General features: G+C 54.9%; 1 protein-coding gene. It reads right to left on the minus strand.

The window, feature by feature from the left end; all coding sequences use genetic code 11:
• The coding region (gene ftsH, locus QMM04_RS22600; RefSeq protein ID WP_282997122.1) for an ATP-dependent zinc metalloprotease FtsH at nt 1–1,219 on the minus strand (1,219 nt) is incomplete at both ends.

The following is a 1,219-nucleotide window of genomic DNA, read 5'->3' on the forward strand; positions in this document are numbered from 1 at the left end:
GACATGTGTTTCGCCTTAGCCACAGAGCGGCCGAGGAACACTTCGCCTTCTTCTTCAGCATACAGCAACGGACCTAACTTCTCGTTGAAGCCCCACTGCGTCACCATGTTGCGCGCCAGGTTAGTGGCGACTTTAATGTCGTTAGATGCACCGGTAGAAACGTGTTCTGCGCCGTAGATGATCTCTTCCGCCAGACGACCGCCGTACAGCGTTGAGATCTGGCTTTCAAGTTTCTGGCGGCTGGCGCTGATCGCGTCACCTTCTGGCAAGAAGAAGGTCACACCCAGCGCACGTCCACGCGGGATAATTGTCACTTTATGCACCGGATCGTGTTCCGGTACCAGACGACCAATAATCGCATGGCCCGCTTCGTGGTAAGCGGTGGATTCTTTCTGCGCTTCCGTCATCACCATGGAGCGACGTTCTGCACCCATCATGATTTTGTCTTTCGCTTTCTCGAACTCAACCATTGAGACCACACGCTTGTTGCCACGTGCAGCAAACAGTGCCGCTTCGTTGACAAGGTTAGCGAGGTCAGCACCCGAGAAGCCCGGCGTACCACGTGCGATGATCGCTGCATCGATGTCAGTGGCCAGCGGCACACGACGCATATGCACTTTCAGAATCTGTTCACGACCGCGGACATCTGGCAGACCGACCACAACCTGGCGGTCAAAACGACCTGGGCGCAGCAGCGCGGGGTCAAGTACGTCTGGACGGTTAGTTGCGGCGATAACGATGATGCCTTCATTACCTTCGAAGCCATCCATCTCAACCAGCATCTGGTTCAGCGTCTGCTCACGTTCATCATGACCACCGCCTAAACCGGCGCCACGTTGACGGCCTACAGCATCGATTTCATCGATAAAGATGATGCAAGGCGCGGCTTTCTTCGCCTGCTCGAACATGTCACGCACACGAGATGCACCGACACCCACGAACATTTCAACAAAGTCAGAACCGGAGATAGTGAAGAACGGTACTTTTGCTTCGCCAGCAATCGCTTTAGCCAGCAAGGTTTTACCGGTACCCGGAGGGCCGACCATCAGGACGCCTTTCGGGATCTTACCACCCAGTTTCTGGAAGCGGCTTGGCTCGCGCAGATATTCAACCAGTTCACCCACTTCTTCTTTCGCTTCATCGCAACCTGCGACATCAGCAAACGTGGTCTTGATCTGGTCTTCGGTCAGCATGCGGGCTTTACTCTTGCCAAAGGACA

Origin of the sequence: Pantoea sp. Pa-EAmG (assembly GCF_030024295.1) — a bacterium.
In the GTDB taxonomy this organism is placed as follows: Bacteria; Pseudomonadota; Gammaproteobacteria; order Enterobacterales; family Enterobacteriaceae; genus Pantoea; species Pantoea dispersa.